At 74.2% G+C, this 15,492-nt stretch carries 14 protein-coding genes; 4 read left to right on the top strand and 10 right to left on the bottom strand.

The window, feature by feature from the left end; translation table 11 throughout:
* Positions 1–3: 3 nt before the first annotated feature.
* Genes ACWDD9_RS13680 through ACWDD9_RS13665 form a run of 4 tightly spaced genes read right to left on the bottom strand, consistent with a single transcriptional unit; the run spans position 4 to position 4,129 of the window.
* Complete coding sequence (locus tag ACWDD9_RS13680; RefSeq protein WP_049659038.1) at positions 4–1,242, bottom strand: beta-ketoacyl synthase N-terminal-like domain-containing protein; 1,239 nt, start codon at positions 1,240–1,242, stop codon at positions 4–6.
* 5 nt (positions 1,243–1,247) lie between these two features.
* Positions 1,248–2,504 carry a beta-ketoacyl-[acyl-carrier-protein] synthase family protein gene (locus ACWDD9_RS13675; protein ID WP_449811694.1) on the bottom strand — a complete coding sequence of 419 codons (1,257 nt, stop codon included), beginning with the start codon at positions 2,502–2,504 and terminating at the stop codon, positions 1,248–1,250.
* Positions 2,501–2,926: a cupin domain-containing protein gene (locus ACWDD9_RS13670; protein WP_074004532.1), complete on the bottom strand. Its 426-nt coding sequence runs from the start codon at positions 2,924–2,926 to the stop codon at positions 2,501–2,503. Before ACWDD9_RS13670 ends, ACWDD9_RS13675 begins: the two co-directional genes overlap by 4 nt.
* Before the next feature lie 27 nt (positions 2,927–2,953).
* Positions 2,954–4,129, bottom strand: coding sequence for a SchA/CurD-like domain-containing protein (locus ACWDD9_RS13665; RefSeq protein WP_375877730.1), 1,176 nt, complete (start codon positions 4,127–4,129; stop codon positions 2,954–2,956).
* Positions 4,130–4,337: 208 nt separating this feature from the next.
* Here ACWDD9_RS13665 and ACWDD9_RS13660 point away from each other — a divergent pair, with 208 nt between their 5' ends.
* Positions 4,338–6,059 carry an FAD-dependent oxidoreductase gene (locus ACWDD9_RS13660; protein ID WP_396276947.1) on the top strand — a complete coding sequence of 574 codons (1,722 nt, stop codon included), beginning with the start codon at positions 4,338–4,340 and terminating at the stop codon, positions 6,057–6,059.
* A 61-nt stretch (positions 6,060–6,120) separates the two neighbouring features.
* Here ACWDD9_RS13660 and ACWDD9_RS13655 read toward each other — a convergent pair whose 3' ends face one another.
* Both ACWDD9_RS13655 and ACWDD9_RS13650 read right to left on the bottom strand, forming a co-directional pair.
* Positions 6,121–7,782 carry an APC family permease gene (locus ACWDD9_RS13655; RefSeq protein WP_049658055.1) on the bottom strand — a complete coding sequence of 554 codons (1,662 nt, stop codon included), beginning with the start codon at positions 7,780–7,782 and terminating at the stop codon, positions 6,121–6,123.
* A gap of 268 nt (positions 7,783–8,050) precedes the next feature.
* Positions 8,051–8,971, bottom strand: a complete 921-nt coding sequence (locus ACWDD9_RS13650) for a serine/threonine dehydratase (protein ID WP_049658053.1) — start codon at positions 8,969–8,971, stop codon at positions 8,051–8,053.
* Between the two features lie 277 nt (positions 8,972–9,248).
* Here ACWDD9_RS13650 and ACWDD9_RS13645 point away from each other — a divergent pair, with 277 nt between their 5' ends.
* Together ACWDD9_RS13645 and ACWDD9_RS13640 are read left to right on the top strand one after the other, a co-directional pair.
* Positions 9,249–10,127 (top strand): DMT family transporter, encoded by an 879-nt coding sequence (locus ACWDD9_RS13645; protein WP_074004535.1) that lies wholly within the window; start codon positions 9,249–9,251, stop codon positions 10,125–10,127.
* Between the two features lie 113 nt (positions 10,128–10,240).
* Entirely contained in the window at positions 10,241–10,504 is a 264-nt protein-coding gene (locus tag ACWDD9_RS13640) for a hypothetical protein (RefSeq protein WP_449811693.1), read from the top strand.
* A 67-nt stretch (positions 10,505–10,571) separates the two neighbouring features.
* Here the strand turns inward: ACWDD9_RS13640 and ACWDD9_RS13635 are convergent, their stop codons facing one another.
* On the bottom strand, positions 10,572–10,898 hold the full coding sequence (locus tag ACWDD9_RS13635; protein ID WP_049657428.1) for a hypothetical protein: 327 nt from the start codon (positions 10,896–10,898) through the stop codon (positions 10,572–10,574).
* Positions 10,895–11,263 (bottom strand): SAV_915 family protein, encoded by a 369-nt coding sequence (locus ACWDD9_RS13630; RefSeq protein WP_117492267.1) that lies wholly within the window; start codon positions 11,261–11,263, stop codon positions 10,895–10,897. The genes ACWDD9_RS13635 and ACWDD9_RS13630 overlap by 4 nt, the downstream gene beginning before the upstream one ends.
* A gap of 390 nt (positions 11,264–11,653) precedes the next feature.
* Here ACWDD9_RS13630 and ACWDD9_RS13625 point away from each other — a divergent pair, with 390 nt between their 5' ends.
* Positions 11,654–13,876: an NADP-dependent isocitrate dehydrogenase gene (locus ACWDD9_RS13625; RefSeq protein ID WP_049657424.1), complete on the top strand. Its 2,223-nt coding sequence runs from the start codon at positions 11,654–11,656 to the stop codon at positions 13,874–13,876.
* Positions 13,877–13,948: 72 nt separating this feature from the next.
* Here ACWDD9_RS13625 and ACWDD9_RS13620 read toward each other — a convergent pair whose 3' ends face one another.
* Together ACWDD9_RS13620 and ACWDD9_RS13615 are read right to left on the bottom strand one after the other, a co-directional pair.
* A complete protein-coding gene (locus ACWDD9_RS13620) occupies positions 13,949–14,620 on the bottom strand; it encodes a hypothetical protein (RefSeq protein WP_380738549.1) in 672 nt (223 codons plus the stop codon).
* Positions 14,621–14,752: 132 nt separating this feature from the next.
* Positions 14,753–15,400, bottom strand: coding sequence for a YdcF family protein (locus ACWDD9_RS13615; protein WP_449811692.1), 648 nt, complete (start codon positions 15,398–15,400; stop codon positions 14,753–14,755).
* Between the last annotated feature and the right edge of the window lie 92 nt (positions 15,401–15,492).

Here is a 15,492-nt window from a genome sequence, read left to right as displayed (position 1 = left end):
GGTTCAGGGCCGCCAGCGCCGGACCACCAGCGCGGAGTTGGAGCCCATCAGCCCGCGGCTGACCACCAGGGCGGTGTTCAGCTCGGCCGGGCGGGCGCGGCCGGTCACCAGGGCGAGGTCGTGGCAGACCTCGGTGACGTTGGGGGTGGGCGGCAGCACGCCGTCCTCCATGGCCAGCACGGCGGCGGTCACGTCGAGCATCGGGGCGCCGCAGTAGGCGCGCCCCGTACCGGTCTTGGGCGCGGTGACCGGGACGCGTTCGGCGGCCGGGCCGAGCGCGTCGGCGAGCGCCAGGGCCTCGGCCCGGTCGGCCTCCGGCACCCCCAGGGCGTCCGCGAAGACCACGTCGATCTCCTCGGGCGCGATGCGGGCCTCGTCCAGCGCGATCCGGATCGCGGCCGCCAGCCCCTCCCGGGACTCCGCCCATCGGGAGGCCCCGGTGAAGGTGGCGCCGTGGCCGACCAGTCGGGCCCGGATGCGGGCGCCGCGCAGGAGGGCCGCCTGCTCGTCCTCCAACAGCAGCATCGCGCCGCCCTCGGCGGGGGAGAAGCCGCAGGCCAGCGCGGTGAACGGCAGGTACGCCCGCTCGGCCCGCCCGGCCAGGCTGACCTCGGGGTAGCCGAGCTGGCAGACCATCGAGTACGGCGCCAGCGGGGCCTCGGCGGCGCCGACCACCACCGCGTCGGTGCCGCGCTCGATCGTGCGGGCGGCGTGCGCGAGGGCGTCCAGGCCGCCGGCCTCGTCGCTGGCGACCACCCCGCACGGGCCCTTGTAGCCGCCGCGGATCGAGATCTGGCCGGTGCTGGCCGCGTAGAACCAGGCGATGGACTGGTACGGGCCGACGAACCGGGGCCCCTGGCCCCAGAGCTGCTGGAGCTCGCGCTGGCCGAACTCGCCGCCGCCGGAGCCGGCCGCGGTCACCACGCCGACCGCGAAGGGCTGTTCCGGGTCGGGCCGGAACCCGGCGTCCGCCACCGCCAGGTCGGCGGCGGCCATCGCGTAGTGCGTGAAGCGGTCGGTCTGCACCAGGAAGCGGTTGTCGATCGCCGACTGCGGATCGAAGCCGTTCACCTGGCCCGCGATCCGGAGCGGAAGCCCGGTGCAGCCCTCGCGGGATATCCGGTCGAGGACGCTCACGCCCTGCCTGGTGGCCTTCCAGAAGGCGTCGGCCCCGACCCCGTTCGGAGCCACCACGCCGAGCCCGGTGATCACCGCCCGGCGGCCCTGCTGACGTGACGTCATGGAACTCACCCCGTTCTGTTGAGCACGACGGCGGACTGGAATCCGCCGAATCCGCTGCCGACCGAGAGGATGCGGCTCAGCGGCAGCTCGCGCGCGGTGCGCGGCACGTAGTCGAGGTCGCACTCCGGGTCCGGAGTCTCGTAGTTGGCGGTCGGCGGTACGACCCCGTGGGCGAGCGCCAGGGTGCAGGCGACGACCTCGATGGCGCCGATCGCGCCGAGCGAGTGCCCGACCATCGACTTGATCGAGCTCATCGGGGTCCTGAAGGCGTGCGCGCCCAGCGAGCGCTTGACCGCGGCGGTCTCGTGCCGGTCGTTCTGCTTGGTGCCCGAGCCGTGCGCGTTGACGTAGTCCACCTCGGTGCGGTCCACCCGGGCGTGGGCGAGCGCGTGGTCGATCGCCCGGGACATCTCCAGCCCCTCCTTGGTGAGGCCGGTCATGTGGTAGGCGTTGCCGAAGGTGGCGAAGCCGCCGATCTCGCCGTAGACCCGGGCGCCGCGGCGGCGGGCGTGCTCCAGCTCCTCCAGGACCAGGACGGCGCCGCCCTCGCCGAGCACGAAGCCGTCCCGGTCGGCGTCGAAGGGGCGGGAGGCGTGCCGCGGGTCGTCGTTGCGCTCGCTGGTGGCCTTGATGGCGTCGAAGCAGGCGACGGTGATCGGCGAGATCGGGGAGTCGGAGGCGCCGGCTAGGCAGATGTCGGCGCGTCCCTCCTCGACCGCCTGGAAGCCGTAGCCGATCGCGTCCAGGCCGGAGGTGCAGCCGGTGGAGACGGTCTGCACGGGGCCGTGCGCGCCGGTCCGCTCGGCCACCGCGGAGGCCAGCGTGCTGGGCGCGAAGGCCCGGTGCAGCTGCGGTTCGGCCTGCCGGTGGTCCACGTCCCAGCGGGCGCCGGCCGCGCTCACCAGGGCGTAGTCGTGCTCCAGCCGGGTGGTGCCGCCGACGGCGGTGCCGAGCGAGACGGAGATCCGCCACGGGTTCTCGGCGGTCAGGTCAAGGCCGGCGTCGGCGATCGCCTCGTCGGCCGCGACCATCGCGAACTGCACGTAGCGGTCGGCCCGTTGGACGTCCTCCGGGCCCAGCCCGTGGGCCGCCGGGTCGAAGTCCACCTCGGCGGCGATCCGGGAGCGGAACCCGGTGGGGTCGAACAGCGTGATGCCCCGGGTCGCGGTGCGGCCGGAGGTCAGCAGCTCCCAGAACGCCGGGACGCCGACCCCGCCGGGGGCGACCACGCCGATCCCGGTGACGGCGACGCGCCGGGTCACGAGACCACCTTGGCGTGTTCCGGCGGGCCGGAGGCCGCGGTCCCCTCGGTGCTCACGTGGCCGAGGTCGGGGCGCGGGGCGAGCGGGCCGAGGTGGAAGACCATCCGGGCCTCGGTGTCGCCGACGTTGCGGAAGCGGTGGCGCATGTTGATCGGGATCATCAGGCCCTGGTCCGGCTTGAGCGGATGGGGCTTCCCGTCCAGGTCCACCTCCAGGTCGCCGCAGACGACGAACACGAACTCCTCGGAGTACGGGTGGTAGTGCTCGCCGATCCGCTCGCCGGGCCGGACGATCGCCAGGCCCATGAAGCCGCTGGTCGCGCCGCAGCTGGTCGGGGTGAGCATGGTGCGCAGCTCGGCGCCGTGGCGGCGGTTCTCCGGTGCCTCGTGGACGCTGACGATCCGTGGGGACTGCGTGGTCATGGAGATCTCCCGTGAGATGACGGAACGTCAGTTGTTGATCGGGTCGGCGGAACTGCGGTCGGTGACCGGGTTCATGGCGCGGGCCGCGAGGAAGGCGCCGAGCCCGGCGGCGGTGCGCAGGTCGCCCTGCGGGCCGAGGTCGAGCAGCCCGGCGAGCACGGCGGCCTGCCGGTCGTCGGCCACGCCGAGGGCGGCCGCCGGGTCGGCCTCGGCCGGCACCCGCAGGTCGACCAGGCGCACCACCACGTCCTCGCGGTGGAAGACGGTGGCCGCCGCGACCGGCCCGGTCGGGTCGGCGGTGGCGAGGTTGTCGTGCTCGGCCAGCAGCTCGGCCACCTCCTGCCCGCGGTCCGGGCGCACCGGGTAGAGCACGGCGTGCCGGTGCAGCCGGGCGGAGGCGGGGGAGCTGGCGATCGCCTGGTGCCGGGCGGGCAGCGCGGCCCTGGCGAAGAACGCCCGGGCGGCCTGCGGGTCGCCCAGTTGGCGGCTCTCCTCCAGGTGCGGGTTGAGCGCCTCCTCGACGGCCCGCACCTCGGGCTGCATCGCCACGTGGCGCAGCGCGTCGCCGAGGTTGCCGATCACCTCGACGGCGCGGACCACCCGGTTGCCGAGCATGAACAGCGAGGTGCGGCGCAGCCGGGTGTGCTCGTCCACCTCGGCCCGGGGGGAGGCGTAGCCGGAGAGGATGCGGGCCACCTCGGGCTCGCTGCCGGGCTTGACGGTGAAGGTCAGCGCGTGGCGCACCACCCCGTCCGGGCCGGGGTCGACCCTGGGCGGGCCGACGTGCCCGGCGGGAGTGGTGCGCGGCAGCCCGGGCGGCACCTCCATCGGGGCCCGGGTGCCGGTCGAGCCGGCCGCCGAGGTCTCGCGCAGCACGGCGTAGCGCAGCGAGCGGAAGTTGTCGCTGACGCAGCCGTGCATCGGCTTGACCATCTCCCGGTGGGCCGGGCTGTCCACCCACTCCAGGAAGGTCTCCTGGTCCTTCCACTCGCTGGTGATCAGCCACTGGCGCGGGTCGTTGATCGACTGGCACAGCTGGTCGCTGACGTGTCCGGGGACCGAGGCCACCTGGTGGCGCAGCTGCTCGTACACGTCGAGGAAGCGCTGCTGGGCGCCGTCCTGGATCTCCAGCATCAGCACGACCCGCAGCCGGGTGTCGGCCTCGTCGTGCTGCTTCGGCTGGGGTTCGGACAGAGTTGTCATGATCCACTTTCTGCTCTGGGCCGCACGCTGCGGGCCGTGTCGGCCGTGCCCGGCGGGTGCTCCCCGGCCTGGGAGGGCGGTGCGACGGCGGGTCGGCCGGGCGCGTCGGCGCCAGGCCTGAGGTCGATCGTGGGCGGCGCGGCGGGCGCGGCGCGAGATTTGCGGGCCATCCGGGCGAAGGGGCGCCACGGGCCCCCTCCGGCGGGGGATGGAAGAGCGGGGCCCCCGGTCGAGCGGGCCCGCCGAGGGCGGCGCCGAGCCCAGTCTCCGGGCCGCGGAATCCCCTGACAGGGTGGAGCAATTGATGAATCCGAAGGTTGACGACCGGGTGCCGGTCCTCATCGTGGGCGGCTCGCTGGTCGGGCTGTCGGCCTCGCTCTTCCTCGGGCGGCTCGGGGTCGGGCACCTGCTGGTCGAGAAGCACGCCGACACCTCGCACCACCCGCGGGGGCGCGGCAACAACGTCCGCACCATGGAGCTGTTCCGGGTGGCCGGGATCGAACCCGCGATCCGTGAGGCGGCCTCGATCCTGGCCCCCAACCACGGCATCCTCCAGGCGCCGTCGCTGACCGGTGCCGAGCAGGAGTGGCTGTTCCGGGAGATCGACCCGGGCGGCCGGCTGGCCCGGTTCAGCCCCAGCTCCTGGTGCCTGTGCAGCCAGAACGACCTGGAGCCGGTGCTGCGGCGGGCCGCCCGCGAGCTCGGCGGCGACCTGCGGTTCAGCACCGAACTGGTCTCCTTCGAGCAGGACGCGGAGGGCGTCACCTCGGTGCTGCGCAGCCGGGAGAGCGGCGAGCAGCGGGTGGTGCGCTCGGAGTTCCTGATCGCCGCGGACGGCCCGCGCAGCCCGGTCCGCGAGCGGCTGGGCATCGGCCAGTCCGGCAAGGGCGAGCTGTTCCACAACGTCAGCATCACCTTCCGGGCCAAGCGCCTGGCCGAGGTGGTCGGCGACCGGCACTTCATCGCCTGCTACCTGACCAACCCGGAGGCGGACGGCGCGCTGCTGCCGGTGGACAACCAGGAGGAGTGGGTCTTCCACGCGCCCTGGCACCCCGAGCACGGCGAGCCGCTGGAGGCCTTCACCGACGAGCGCTGCGAACGGCACATCCGCACCGCCGTCGGCCTGCCGGAACTGGACGTCGAGGTCACCGGCCGGGCGCCCTGGCACGCCGCCGAGCGGGTGGCCGAGCGGTACGGCGCCGGGCGGGTCCTGCTCGCCGGGGACTCCGCCCACGAGATGTCCCCGACCGGGGCGTTCGGTTCCAACACCGGCATCCAGGACGCCCACAACCTGGCGTGGAAGATCTCCGCCGTGCTCTGCGGCTGGGCCGGGCCGGGGCTGCTGGAGACGTACGGGCAGGAGCGCCGCCCGGTCGCCCGGGTGACCGGCGAGCGGGCCTCGGCGCGGTCCGCCGAGCACAGCCACCCGGGCTACGCGGTGGTGCCCGGCGCGGGCCGGCAGGCCGGGGTGCTGGCGGTGGCGCTCGGCTACCGGTACCCGGTGGGCGCGGTGGTCGGTGCGGACCGGGACGGCCCGGTGGTCCCCGAGCAGTTCGAGTCGGCGGGCGAGCCGGGCAGCCGGGCCCCGCACCAGTGGCTGCTGCGGGCGGGGGTGAGGCTCTCCACGCTGGACCTGTACGAGCAGGCGATGGTGCTGCTCACCGGCCCCGAGGGCGGTGCCTGGCAGGCGGGCGCCCGGCGCGCGGCCGACCGGCTGGCCGTCCCGCTGGACGGTTTCCGGATCGGCGACGGGGCCGAGGACGACCTGGCGCCCGAGCCCGGCGCGGACTTCGCCGCCCTGCACGGCATCGGCCCGCTGGGCGCGGTGCTGGTCCGCCCGGACGGCTTCGTCGCCTGGCGCTCGCCCGGCCCGCCGCGGGACGCGGAGGCCGAGTTCGCCGCGGCGCTGCGGACGGTGCTGAGCCTCTGACGGACGCGGACGGGCCCGCCGGTCGCACGGCCGGCGGGCCCGTCCTGTCGTTCGTCGTCGGTCAGTGGCCGCCCTCGTCGACCACCTCGACGTCGGCGACCTCCTGCTCGATCTCCTCGGCCGGCAGCGCCACCCGGATCGCCCAGTAGTAGATGGCCACCGAGAACACCGACACCAGGGCCATGTCGGTCCACAGCGGGATCCGGCCGATGCCGTCGCCGAAGCCGCCGAGCCAGGAGATCAGGCCGAGGCCGATCAGGTAGGGCGGCAGCCACTGGGCGGCCTTCCAGCTCAGTCGCGGCGCGTTCGGCAGGCCCTTCCTGATCGCGTACGCGGCGTAGCTCCCGAGCAGGACGTAGCCGAGCACGATCGCGATGCCCAGGCGGGAGAGGGTGTGCCAGCCGGACCAGTAGATGATCAGGCTGGAGACCACGAACGCGGCCGGGGAGATCACGCCGCCCGCCGGCAGCCGGTAGGGGCGCTCGCGGTCGGGCAGCCGGCGGCGCATCGCGCCGAAGGCCAGCGGGGCGCCGGCGTACATCAGCACGCTGGCGGAGGTGATGAAGCCGACCAGCTCCTGCCAGCTCGGGAAGGGCAGGAAGCAGATCACGCCGGTGACGAAGGCGATGACCAGGCCGAACCACGGCACGCCGTTCTTGTCCAGCTCCTCGAAGCGCTGCGGGGCGTAGCCGTTGCGGCTCAGGCCGTAGGAGATGCGCGAGGTCGAGGTGGTGTAGATCAGCCCGCTGCCGCCGGGGGAGATCACGGCGTCGGCGTACAGCACCCAGGCCAGCCAGCCGAGGCCGACGGTGGTGGCGAGGCCCGCGAAGGGGCCGTCGATGCCGGGGAAGTCGAGCTTGTCCCAGCCGTTGGCGAAGGAGCTGACCGGCAGCGCGCCGATGAAGACGACCTGGAGCAGGGTGTAGACCACGGCGCCGATGGCGACCGAGCCGAGGACGGCGCGGGGGATGTCGCGCTTGGGGTTGCGGCTCTCGCCGGCCAGCTGGATGGCCTGCTCGAAGCCGAGCAGGGCGAAGATGATGCCGCTGGTGCTGATCGCCGCGAGCACGCCCTGGGCGCCGAACGGGGCGAAGCCGTGCGAGGTGAAGTTGGAGCCGTGGAAGTTGGTCACGGCGAGCACGAAGATCGTGAACAGCGGGACGAAGATCTTCAGCCAGGTGGCGACGTTGTTGGTGCGGGCCAGGACGCGCACGCCCAGGAAGTTCACCGCGACGAACACCGCCATGAGCACGGTGGCGACGGCGAAGCCGCTGGCGGTGAGGGTGTTGTTGTCGTTGAGCAGGCCGCCCGCCCAGGGCCAGTGCCGGGCGTAGCCGATCATCGCCTCGACCTCGATCGGCGCGACGGTGGCCGCCTGGAGCCAGGAGAACCAGCCGAAGGACATTCCGGCGAGGCCGCCGAAGGCGTAGTGCGGGTACCGCGCGGTACCGCCCGAGACCGGGAACATGCTGCCGAGCTCGGCGTGCACGAGCGCGAGCAGCACGATCGCCACCGTGCCGATGCCCCAGGAGACGACGGCGGCCGGGCCGGCCGCCACGACGCCCTCCTTGGCGCCGAACAGCCAGCCGGAGCCGATGATCGAGCCGACCGAGGCCCACATGAGGCCGACGAGGCCGACGTGGCGGCGCAGTGACCGCTGGGCGGTGCCGGTTTCGGAACCGGTGCCCTGGCCGGGCGGCGAGATCTGGTTGAGGGAAGCCATGAACGATCTCTCTGTGTGTGGGGACTCCGGGGTGGGCGGAGCGATGAGAGTTGCCACACACTAGGACTTTTCAGCCCCCTCTGCACAGATTTCATTACTGAATGTTTACATTCTTTTCCGGACATCCTTGCAGGTAGGGGGCGTTATGGCGCCCGGCATATTACGTATCCGATCGATCCGACCGAAATTCGGGCCGCGCCGTGCGGGGTCGCATGATAGGGGAAATTCCCGAGGATGGGAATAGTGGGCTCCGTATAGCGGAGCGGCGCTAGTCCACCAGATCGGACGGGTCGGTGTTGGCGCCGCAGAGCAGCACGGCGACGCGCTCGCCCTCGGCCCGGTCGACGGCGGCGAGCGCCGTGGCGGCCGCGTACTCGACGGCGATCCGGCGGTCCTCCCAGAGCTGCCGGCGGGCGCGCACGATGGCCTCGTCGTCGACCAGCACCGACCGGACGCCCTCGTGCGCGGCGGCGTCCACGGCGAGGGCGGTGGCCCGGCGGGCCCCGAGCGAGTCCTGGGCGACGGAGTCCACCGGGACGTCCACCGGGCGGCCCGCGGCCAGGGCGGCGTTCAGCGCGCGGCTGCCCGTCGGCTCCACGGCGAGCACCCGGATGCCGTGCTCGCGGGCCGCCACCGCCACCCCTGCGAACAGCCCGCCGCCGCCGACCGACACCACCACCGTGTCCAGCCCGGGCACCCCGGCGCGGATCTCCGACAGGACCGTCCCGGCGCCGGCGGCGATCAGCGGGTGGTCGTACGCGTGCGAGGACAGCGCCCCGCTGCCGGCCGCGAACTCCTCGCAGGCGGCCAGCGCCTCCGCGTACTCCCGGCCCGCCAGCCGTACCTCGGCGCCGTACGAGCGCAGCCGCGCCAGCTTCACCGGGGAGGCCGTCTCGGGCAGGAACACCGTTGCCCGGACGCCGAGTTCGCGGGCCGCCCAGGCACAGGCCAGCCCGGCGTTGCCGCCCGAGGCGATGGTCACCCCGGCGTCCGGGAGGGTGCCCGCCTCGGCGTGCGCCAGCAGGAAGTTCTGCGCGCCGCGCGCCTTGAAGCTGCCGGTGTGCTGGAGGAACTCCAGCGCCAGCCAGGTCCGTCCGCCGTCGTCCCCCGGTGCCACCGCCACCGGGCGCACCCGCCCGGCGATCCGCTTCCCGGCGGCCTCGACCTCGTCGTACGTCAGCTGGTCCATCGTGTTCCGCTCCTTCGTCGAGGGGGACGTGCCACCGGGAGTCCCGGCCAGGACGACCGTACGTCCCGTCCGTGGGCGAAGGAAAGATCACGAACGCCGGGGCCGGACCGCGCGTAGGCTGGCCCCGTGCGATTCGTGATCCTCCCCCCGCCGGCCCGCTAGCGGGCGGCCCACTCCACCTCCTCCGGCCCGACGGGACTGCCCGCAGCCGGGGCGATGACTGCCGCCCGCGTACCCAGCGGACCTGAACCGGCAACTCATCGTGGAGTACCGACGCATGACCTCGTACACCGCCGTGCCCTTCCGGCGCGGCCTCCTGTCCATCTCCGCCGCCGCCGTCGCCTGGGGCGTCGGCGGCGCCGTCTCCGCACTGCTGATGAGCACCAGCGGGCTCGGCCCGGCGGGCGTCTCCTGCTGGCGCTTCGGCGTCGCCGCGCTCTGCCTGGCCCTGCTGCCGGGCCGCCGGCCGCGCGCCGGGCGGGGCGCCGCCGGGTGGCGCGCCGCCGCGCTGACCGGGCTCGGTCTGGCGGTCAGCCAGTGCGCCTACTTCGGCTCGGTGCGGTACGCGGGCCTCGGGCTGGGCACCCTGATCACCATCGGCGCCGGCCCGGTGTTCACCAGCCTCGGCGCCCACCTGCTGCTCGGCGAACGCCTGACCCGTCGAACGGCGGCCGCGGTCGCCCTGGCCCTGGCGGGCCTCGCCCTGCTGGTGGCCGCCCCGGCGGCGGGCCCGCGCCCGGCCCTCGGCGTCGCGCTGGCCGTCCTCGCGGGCGCCGGCCAGAGCGGCCTCACCCTTTGGGCCCGGGGCGGCGGCTCGGCCCGGGCCGGCACCGGCGCCTTCACCACCGGGCTGCTCTGTCTGCTTCCGCTCGTCGCCGTCCAGGGCGTCCAGGGCGTCCTGCCGGTCGACGGTGACCCGCTGGTGACCGCGGTGGCGCTGCTCTTCCTCGGCACCGTGCCCACCCTGTTCGCCTACCGCTGGTACTTCACCGGCCTGACCACCGTGCCCAGCACGACGGCCGCGGTGCTGGTCCTGCTGGAGCCCGCGACCGCGGCGGTGATCGGCGTGCTCTGCCTCGGCGAGCCGCTGACGGCGGGCCTGCTGGCGGGCTCGGCGCTGCTGCTCGCGGCCATCGCGGCGCTGGCGCGGGAGTAGCGGCTCCGGCGCGGGAATCAGCGGTTCCGGCGCGGGAGCGGCGGAGGGCGGGGGCCACCCGGGCGGGCGTCCTGTGGTCGCCGGGGGTCCGGTGGCGTGCTGTCGTGGTCCGCATGAACAGCTCACTGCCGGCCCGGGTGGCCGCCGCGGCCGCCTCCGCCCTCCTGCTCCTCCCGCTCACCGCGGCCGGGACCGTGGCCGCCGCCGGTCCGGCGGCGGCGACCGGGCGCCGGGACGTCACCGCCGACCAGTGCCGGGGCGCGGGCGGGCACGTCGAGGGCAGCGGCTACTGCGTCGACGCGGACGGTGAGGACGCTTGGGGCGAGCCCATCGACGGCCAGGCGGTCAACCCGAACCCGCGGCCCGGGGAGGAGTGAGCGCCGTACGGGCCCCGCGCCCCGCTCCCGGGCAGGGGAGCGGGGCGCGAAGCCAGTACGGGGTCGGTCAGGGCACCGGGCGCAGGGTGACCGGGGCCGGGGTGAGGGCGCGCAGGACGAGGTCGACGCGCACCTTGGCGGCGCCCGCGCGGTACAGCGCGGTGGAGATCGTCCGTAACTCCTCGGGGCCGGTGCAGGCGAGGCGCAGTTCGAGGTCGGCCTCGCCGGCCAGGGCCAGGCCGCTCTGGACGGCGGGGAACTCCGCCGCGAGGCGGTCGAAGTCGAGCGGGACGGGGCCGTGGCTGATCCGGGCGATCGCGTGCAGCGCCCGGGCCGGGCGGGCCCGCCCCGCCGGGTCCGGCTCGTCCGGGACGAGCCGGAGCGGGGCGGTCACCGGTGCTGGAACTGGACGGTCGGGGCCGGGGCGGAGGGCGCCGCGACGGGGGCGCGGCCGGGCGGGGCGGTCCTGGACGGGGCGGTGGCGGAGGGAGTGGCGGCGGAGGGGGCCGCGACCGAGGGGGCGACCAGCCGCGGGTCCAGTACCAGGGTGTCGATCCCGAGCGGGGCGGTGAGGTCGCGGAGGGCGGGCTCGCCGAGCTCGGTGCGGGCCTGGTCGGGCCCGAGGAGGGCGGCGAGGGCCTCGGGGCTGGAGAATCCGACCGCACAGCGGCGGCCGTCGCGCAGGCGGAACAGGCGGAGTGCGGTGGTGCTTCCGGTGCCGGAGACGGTGACCGGAACGTGCCAGACGGCGCGGGCCATGCGAATGCTCCCGAGTGGGGTGGTGGTGCCTGCCGGAACTACTGCCTCGACGCTAGGTCGACCCGGCCCGGGAGGCTCCGGTCCTGACGCGCCGTTGACCGAATGCGGTCGTGCGTTGACGCACTCCTGACGTTCGGCTCACCCGAGTGGACCAAACCACTGGTCGGGCGCTCCGCTTGCCGAGCGCCCCGACCCGGACGACCGTGGAACCCGTCCCCGGTCACGACCTCCGTTCCGTCCTCCACGCCGCCTGTCGGAACGCCCCTCCGGGAGGGCCGGGGCGCCCGCCGGCCGGGCCGGTGCGCGCCCGGAAACGGGGGGAGGTGGAGTCGGAGGCCCGTGACGAGATATCTTGACGTCAAGACGTTGGAGACGTGAAGCGGAGTACCGATGACTGACTCGACCATCATCTATACGCACACCGACGAGGCTCCGGCCCTGGCGACCTACTCGTTCCTGCCCGTGGTGCAGGCGTACGCCTCGACCGCGGGTGTGCGCGTGGAGACCCGCGACATCTCCCTGGCCGGGCGGATCATCGCGAGCTTCCCGGAGCGTCTGACCGAGGCGCAGCGGATCGGCGACGCGCTGGCCGAGCTGGGTGAGCTGGCCAAGACCCCGGACGCCAACATCATCAAGCTGCCGAACATCTCGGCCTCGGTGCCGCAGCTCAAGGCCGCCGTCGCCGAGCTCCAGGCCCAGGGCTACGCCCTGCCGGACTACCCGGACGACCCGCAGACCGACGAGGACAAGGACGTCCGCGCCCGCTACGACAAGGTCAAGGGCAGCGCCGTCAACCCGGTCCTGCGCGAGGGCAACTCGGACCGCCGCGCCCCGCAGTCGGTCAAGAACTACGCCAAGACCCACCCGCACCGCATGGGTGCCTGGACGGCCGACTCCAAGACCAACGTCGCCACCATGGGTGAGAACGACTTCCGGTCGACCGAGAAGTCCGCCGTGATCGCCGGTGACGGTGCGCTGCGCATCGAGCTGCTCGGCGAGGACGGCACCACCACCGTGCTGCGCGAGAAGGTGCCGGTGCTGGCGGGCGAGGTCGTCGACGCCTCGGTGCTGCACGTCGCCGCCCTGAACGAGTTCCTGGCCGCGCAGATCGCCCGGGCCAAGGCCGAGGGCGTGCTGTTCTCGGTGCACCTCAAGGCCACCATGATGAAGGTCTCCGACCCGATCATCTTCGGCCACGTGGTCCGCGCCTTCTTCCCGAAGACCTTCGCCAAGTACGGCGAGGTGCTCGTCGCCGCCGGCCTGAACCCGAACAACGGCCTCGGCGGCATCCTGGCCGGCCTCGACAACGTGCCGCACCTGGGCGCCGAGATCAAGGCCTCCTTCGAGGCCGAGCTGGCCGAGGGCCCGGCCCTGGCCATGGTCGACTCCGACAAGGGCATCACCAACCTGCACGTGCCGAGCGACGTCATCGTCGACGCCTCGATGCCGGCCATGATCCGCACCTCCGGCCACATGTGGGGCCCGGACGGCAAGGAGGCCGACACCCTCGCCGTGCTGCCGGACAGCAGCTACTCCGGCGTGTACCAGGCCGTCATCGACGACTGCCGCGCCCACGGCGCCCTGGACCCGGCGACCATCGGCTCGGTGCCGAACGTCGGCCTGATGGCCCAGAAGGCCGAGGAGTACGGCTCGCACGACAAGACCTTCGAGATCGCCGCCGCGGGCACCGTCCGCCTGGTCGACGCCGAGGGCAACGTGGTGCTGGAGCAGGCCGTCCAGCCGGGCGACATCTTCCGCGCCTGCCAGACCAAGGACCTGCCGATCCAGGACTGGGTCAAGCTGGCCGTCACCCGCGCCCGCGCCACCGGCGTCCCGGCGGTGTTCTGGCTGGACGAGAACCGCGCCCACGACGCGGTGCTGATCGAGAAGGTCAAGAAGTACCTGCCGGAGCACGACACCACCGGCCTGCAGATCGAGATCAAGTCCCCGGTCGACGCCACCACGTTCTCGCTGGAGCGCATCCGCCGCGGCGAGGACACCATCTCGGTGACCGGCAACGTGCTGCGTGACTACCTGACCGACCTGTTCCCGATCCTGGAGCTGGGCACCAGCGCCAAGATGCTGTCGGTCGTCCCGCTGATGGCGGGCGGCGGCCTGTTCGAGACCGGCGCCGGCGGCTCCGCCCCGAAGCACGTCCAGCAGCTGGTCAAGGAGAACTACCTGCGCTGGGACAGCCTGGGCGAGTTCTTCGCGCTGGCCGCCAGCTTCGAGCACCTGGCCACCACCACGGACAACGCCCGCGCCCAGGTGCTGGCCGACACCCTGGACCGCGCCACCGGCACCTTCCTCAACGAGGACAAGTCGCCGAGCCGCCGCCTCGGTGGCATCGACAACCGCGGCAGCCACTTCTACCTGGCCACCTACTGGGCCCAGGAGCTGGCCAAGCAGACCGACGACGCCGAGCTGGCCCAGGCCTTCGCCGGCCTGGCCGCGACGCTGACCGAGCAGGAGTCGGCCATCGTGGACGAGCTGATCGCCGTCCAGGGCTCGCCGGTCGACCTCGGCGGCTACTACCAGCCGGACCCGGCCAAGGCCGCCGCCGTGATGCGCCCGTCGAAGACCTTCAACGAGGCGCTCGCCAACCTCGGCTGAATCCAGGCGAGTTGAGGCACCGGAGGCCCCCGGGTCGGTCCGTACGGACCAGCCCGGGGGCCTCCTCCGTGCTCAGGCGCCGGCCGGCCGCCGGCGGCCGAGCAGGCCGGTCTCGTGCAGCAGGAGCGCCTGGCCGCCCCACACCAGCACGGTGCCGACCAGACAGGCGAGCGCGACCAGGATGCCCATGCCGATCCTGACCGGCCGGTGCTCGGCCACCTCGCCGGTCGAACCGTCCGCCCACACCTGCTCCCGATGGCCGTCCGGGTGGTCGCCGTCGCGGGAGCGGCGGACCTGCTCCCAGTCCTGCCCGGCCGCCGTCCAGCGGTAGGTGCAGCTGTAGACGTCGATCGAGCCGATCGGGCCGCGGTCGCTCTCCAAGGTCTCCGAACCGGAGACGTGGCAGCCGCTCAGGGTGGCCGTCACCGCCTTGTCGGTGCGCATCCAGCTCCGGATGTCGTCCGTGGCGGACGCCGCCATCAGGACGCCGACCAGCGGCGGCACGAGCAGGAACAGGCCGATGCCCACGACCGCGCCGGGGGAGACCTCGTACCGCAGGAACGGTCCCGAGGCCGCCGCGCCCGCCAGCAGGGCGGCCCCGAACACCCACCCGTGCCAGGACAGCCACCCCGGGTCGTCGAACACCCACTGCCAGGCGGCCAGCCCGCCCACCACCGCCGCGACCAGGGCGGCCGCCAGGGCCACCAGGACGCAGGCCCGCTGCAACGCGCTCCACTTGGACACGCTCGTGCCCCCTCCGCACTCGGCTCCGCCTCCATCCTGGCGGAGGGGTGCGACATGATCCAGAGCCCGGCACCGGGACCGCTGTGCCCCAGGACCGCGCTTCCCCGGGACCGCTCTGCCCCGGGACCGTCCTCAGGACAGTCCGAGCAGTGCCCCGGCCCCGGCCGCCGCCACCACCAGGAGCAGGGCGGCCCCGTGCGGGCGCCACAGGGCGAGGGCGGTGCCGACGGCCTCGCGCAGCAGGAGGTACGGGCCGTGCGCCAGCGGGCCGTCCGCGCCGAGCACGGCGGCGGGGGCGCCGGCCCGGCGGGCGGCGAGGGCGGAGCGGACGGTGTGGAAGCCGTTGGTGACCACCGTGCAGCGGTAGCCGGGGTGCTCGGCGGCCATCAGGGCGGCGCTGAAACGCAGGTTCTCGGCGGTGTTCACGGCCCGCTCCTCGCGCCGGATCCGCTCGGCCGGGACGCCCCGGGCGACCAGGTAGCGGGCCATCGCGGCGGCCTCGGTGCAGTCCTCGTGCGGGCCCTTCCCGCCGGTCACCACGACCAGCGGGGCGTACCCGGCGGCCTCCTCGGCGGCGAAACGTTCCAGCGCGGCGTCCAGCCGGGCCGCCAGCGGGGGCCCGGGCTCGCAGCCCTCCAGCGCGGCGCCCAGGACCACCAGGTAGTCGGAGCCGGCCGGCACGGGCCGGCGGCGGTGGTACAGCGCCAGGCCGAGGAAGCCGAGCAGCCAGAGCGGGACGGACCCGCAGAGCAGGACGGCGACGAACAGCAGGACGTGCATATACGTTCGAACGCCTGCGGCGGAACGACCGTTCCGGGGCGCTCCCGGAACGGCGGAACCCCCGTTCCGGAGGCGGAACGGGGGTTCCCGGG

It is taken from the genome of Kitasatospora sp. NPDC001119 (assembly GCF_053598475.1).
This window is presented reverse-complemented; position numbering and strand designations above follow the sequence as displayed.